This is a genomic window from Nocardiopsis lucentensis DSM 44048 (genome assembly GCF_000341125.1).
Taxonomy (GTDB): domain Bacteria; phylum Actinomycetota; class Actinomycetes; order Streptosporangiales; family Streptosporangiaceae; genus Nocardiopsis; species Nocardiopsis lucentensis.
The window spans coordinates 1-3,528 of sequence record NZ_ANBC01000388.1 but is presented as its reverse complement, the minus strand read 5'-3'; the positions used below and the strand labels follow the sequence as shown (position 1 = coordinate 3,528).

Annotated in this window: 4 protein-coding genes and 1 pseudogene; 2 read left to right on the top strand and 3 right to left on the bottom strand. The window is 69.5% G+C overall.

All coding sequences use genetic code 11. The features are described 5' to 3' along the window. A pseudogene (locus tag D471_RS34275) lies at positions 1 to 277 on the top strand (PadR family transcriptional regulator); the annotation flags it as partial. 11 nt (positions 278 to 288) lie between these two features. Here the strand turns inward: D471_RS34275 and D471_RS0113040 are convergent. From D471_RS0113040 to D471_RS38385, 3 genes are read right to left on the bottom strand one after another with little or no spacing between them, the layout of a single operon-like run. Then, positions 289 to 1,608: a DUF3631 domain-containing protein gene (locus D471_RS0113040; protein ID WP_017599018.1), complete on the bottom strand. Its 1,320-nt coding sequence runs from the start codon at positions 1,606 to 1,608 to the stop codon at positions 289 to 291. Beyond that, complete coding sequence (locus D471_RS34270; RefSeq protein WP_017599017.1) at positions 1,605 to 2,471, bottom strand: bifunctional DNA primase/polymerase; 867 nt, start codon at positions 2,469 to 2,471, stop codon at positions 1,605 to 1,607. The genes D471_RS0113040 and D471_RS34270 overlap by 4 nt, the downstream gene beginning before the upstream one ends. After that, complete coding sequence (locus D471_RS38385; RefSeq protein ID WP_017599016.1) at positions 2,468 to 2,641, bottom strand: helix-turn-helix transcriptional regulator; 174 nt, start codon at positions 2,639 to 2,641, stop codon at positions 2,468 to 2,470. Before D471_RS38385 ends, D471_RS34270 begins: the two co-directional genes overlap by 4 nt. A 166-nt stretch (positions 2,642 to 2,807) precedes the next feature. Here D471_RS38385 and D471_RS0113030 point away from each other — a divergent pair, with 166 nt between their 5' ends. After that, entirely contained in the window at positions 2,808 to 3,329 is a 522-nt protein-coding gene (locus D471_RS0113030; RefSeq protein WP_152486298.1) for a hypothetical protein, read from the top strand. Positions 3,330 to 3,528 lie beyond the last annotated feature (199 nt).

Genomic DNA, 3,528 nt, shown 5'->3' with positions numbered 1-3,528 from the left:
GCTACGGCTGCGCGCGGCGGGGGTCGTGGGGATCGGCGATCTCGTGGAGGAGCTGCGCCGCCACCGTGCCCTGCACTCCGCCCAGCTGGAGGAGTACCAGGAGATCGAGAAGCGCGACGCGGCCAGGGAACGGGGCACGGACCGGGACCGCGTGCAGCGCCTCGTACTCAGGGCCGGAATCGACATGGAGACCTTCTGGGTCGCCTGGCTGGGCGAGGCGATCGGCGAACTGGAGGGGCTCGGTGGCTCCCCGGACGGCACGGAACGCCGGGACTGATCTCAGCTGGGTCACGCGGCGGCGGGTTGGTGGTCGTAGCAGTAGCCGTGTGGGAACAGGTCGAACGCGACACGGCGGCCGCAGTCGGGGGTCTTGCAGGTACCCGTCGCGGTGGTCTCCCCCGCCTGTACCGGCCCCTCCGCCCCGACTCCGTGCCCATCGACAGGGCCAGGACGGCTCACCTCCCGGGGTGGTTCGGGGGCCGGGCCGGGAGCGCAATAGCGCAACCAGGCGTCGGAGAACTTCATCCGGAGGTAGCCCTTGGCCTGGGAACCGTCTTCGAACCGAACGTTGCCGGGCTTGATGCCGTACTCGACGAGAAGGTCGCCGAGCTTGCGCCCGGTCAACCCGTTGCGTCCCCAGTCCGACCACGGCCCCTCCTCGATCGCTTTGAGTCCTTCGAGGAGCACCGCGGTCTTGAGGGCGCCGGGATCGCCGTGGGAGGCGAACACCGCGCGGCAGTCCGTGAGCAGTCGGACACCGATCGAGGCCCCGCCCTCCGCGTCGAGAGCGCTCGTCAGCGCCTCCGCGGCCCGCCTGGCACGGTCGGGCCAGGTTCCCCCGGCGGCGTCGGCGAGAGCGATGAGCGGTTCCCACGTATCGGCCGCCCGGTCCTCCACCGGCATGTTCGGCTCGGCGCCGGCGAGGGTGTCGAGGTGGGTCTTGATCACATCACCCAAGCGTTCACGCAAGCCGTGGAGCGGAAGCTGGTCGCGCCGGTAGCGGAACTTCGCGACCCGCTCGTCAGGGGCACGGCGACGCATGGTGATGACCACCGCCCGATCCTCGATCGTGTCGGGCATGGACCCGATGCCGGCCAACGCCGCCATGGCGAACGTGGCGAACTCCGCGACCACCTGTTCGGTTCCCTTTCCGACGACGCGTCGCGCGGGACGGCCTCGCTGGTGTCCGGCGTTGAGCAGCCCGCGCAGTTCCTCGTTGTTCTCGGCGGCTTTGGTGCTCCTGGCCGGGAAGATCGTGTCGACCTCGTCGAAGATGAGCGTCGGGGGCTCGTCGGCCTCGATACTGCGGAAGATCGCGGCCGGGGTCGCGTTGACCGCCACGACGGGTTTGAAGCTCAACGCCTCCACGATGTCCAGGCACCGCGACTTACCGCACCGCTTCTCCGGGGCCTTGATCACCAGGCGCGGCGCGTGGTCGGCGACGGCCTGGGCATGGGTGGCCGCGCACCACAGCACCAAGGCGTCGACGGCCTCGGGGGTGGGCAGCACCACGTAGCGGGTGAAGGCCGCGCGCACCTCGTCGAGGAGAGCGTCCAGGGTGTCGCCCCGGTCGAGGTCGCCCAAGGTGTACTCGGTCTGTTCGGTCACGTGCCCACCGCCCAACGGCGCGCGGCGGAACGGGCGGTGGCGCGCGCGGACCGCTCGTCGAGGCCGACGCCGACAGCGGCGTCGACGAGTCGGTCGAGGTCACCAGTGCCCGCACCGGTTTCCACCGCTCGGCACGCCGCCCAGAACAGAGCGTTGTTGCGGTTGCCCTCCTTCTGTTTGGCCAGCCAGTCGGCGAGGGCGTCGACGCCGCGCGGCGGAAGAGTCGCGCGCACGGGCGCCGGACGCTTCGGCCCGGCTGGGTCGAGGACGCGCTTGACGCGTGCCCAGACCACCGGTGCGCCGACGGGGCGTTCCTCGGTGAGCGTGTAGGGACGTCCTCGCACGGTCGAGGGCGGAGCGACGACGTAGCCGCCCCGGGCCTTGAAGTCGATGAAGTGGGGGCCCAGGCGTCCGCATCCCTGATCGGTGCCGGGGAATCCGGCGTGGAGGCCGCCGGACGGGGTGCGCACGAGATAGATGGCGCCGCCCAACACCCCGGCGCGCACGAGGCGGTTGAACGCGGCGAACCCGTCGCCGTCGGGCTTGTTGTCGACGTCGACCACGTCCACGGCCGGAGCACCGGTCGCGATGGCCACGTTGGCCTCCGGGCAGTACCGCCACCAGGCGGCGATCCGATGGGGATCGGTCGTGGCGTTCTTGACTCCGTGCGGCGCGAGGGCGCCGAGGGGCGCCTTGCCATCGGGTTCACAGGGAAACACCGGCCATCCGCGCGCGGCGTAGCCGAGCGCGGCGCGTAGCCGGGCGAACTGGGTGGGCACGCCGGGCTCACATCGGTTCACGTGGGCGTCCACGCGGCCGTCCGCCCCGCCCGGACGGGGGTCACCGTCGTCAATGCGAGTCATGCGGCCTCTCCACCCTGTCCCTGGGCGCTCAGCCAGCGCTCGACCTCGTCCGGCCGATAGCGCACGCGTCGACCGAGCTTGATCCACTTCGGCCCTTCTTCCCGCCAACGCCAGTTGGCCAGGGTCTGCACAGGCACACCCAAGTAGTCCGACAACTGCCGAGGGGTCATCAGGGCTACCCGTCGTATGTGCGATCCGTTTCCCATGCCCGTCCTTCCGCGCTGTTGACCGTCGGGGAATCTAACGACTCCGACATTAGTGCGCGAGTTCCGTCAAGATCAACCACGATATGGGCTGGCTTTGACAGGACCATCTCATTGCATCACGATGGATCCCATGAGAGTTCACGGCAAAGCACCCCTGATCGGCGCGGATCCGATCATCGACATCGGTGACGGCCTCCGCCTCCCCCGACGCGTCGAGGTCGAAGGACGGGACGTTCAGGGCTACGACGTGACCATGGGCGCCGAGTTCAATCGCGACAGCGGCCGGTACGAGTGCCGTTCGCTGACCGTCTCCGCGCAGGAGGGAACCGAGGTCACGGGGGAGGCCCTCCGCTCGGTGCCCGTCCAAACCGTTCTGCGCCTGGGGATCGAGTCAGCGGTCAAGGGATCCATGGCGCTCAACATGGGACCCATGCCGGAGGACATCGCCGAGGGAGGGCCCACCACCCGCGCACTGAAGTGGGTGGCCTACCTGTACCGGGTCGCGCTCATCTTCGGGGAGTCACCCGTCCAGACGGTCGCGCTCGGACTGGACCTGCCCAAGTCCACCGCCGCACGCTGGGTCACCCGCGCCCGTGATCGTGGACTCCTCACCGTTCAGGACAGGCGGGGACGGAGGAAGGCCGACGACTAGGCCCTGTTTCTTGGAACGGTCACCCGAGGGGGTGTCGTTCGGGCGCCGGCAGGGTTGTGCAAGACGAGTCGAGCCGCGAGCGAGGAACGAGCGACAGGCGAGGACGAGGATGAAGAATCCCTGCCTTGAGGGCGCCCGAACACGGTCCGAAGCGAAGCGAAGCGGAGGACCCAAAAAACACCGCCTAGATGAGTAATTC

What these genes read in the sequence shown, in the direction of transcription:
- D471_RS34270 (WP_017599017.1), bottom strand. Translation starts at nt 2,471, where the DNA reads ATGACTCGCATTGACGACGGTGACCCCCGTCCGGGCGGGGCGGACGGC.
- D471_RS38385 (WP_017599016.1), bottom strand. Translation starts at nt 2,641, where the DNA reads ATGACCCCTCGGCAGTTGTCGGACTACTTGGGTGTGCCTGTGCAGACC.
- D471_RS0113030 (WP_152486298.1), top strand. Translation starts at nt 2,808, where the DNA reads ATGAGAGTTCACGGCAAAGCACCCCTGATCGGCGCGGATCCGATCATC.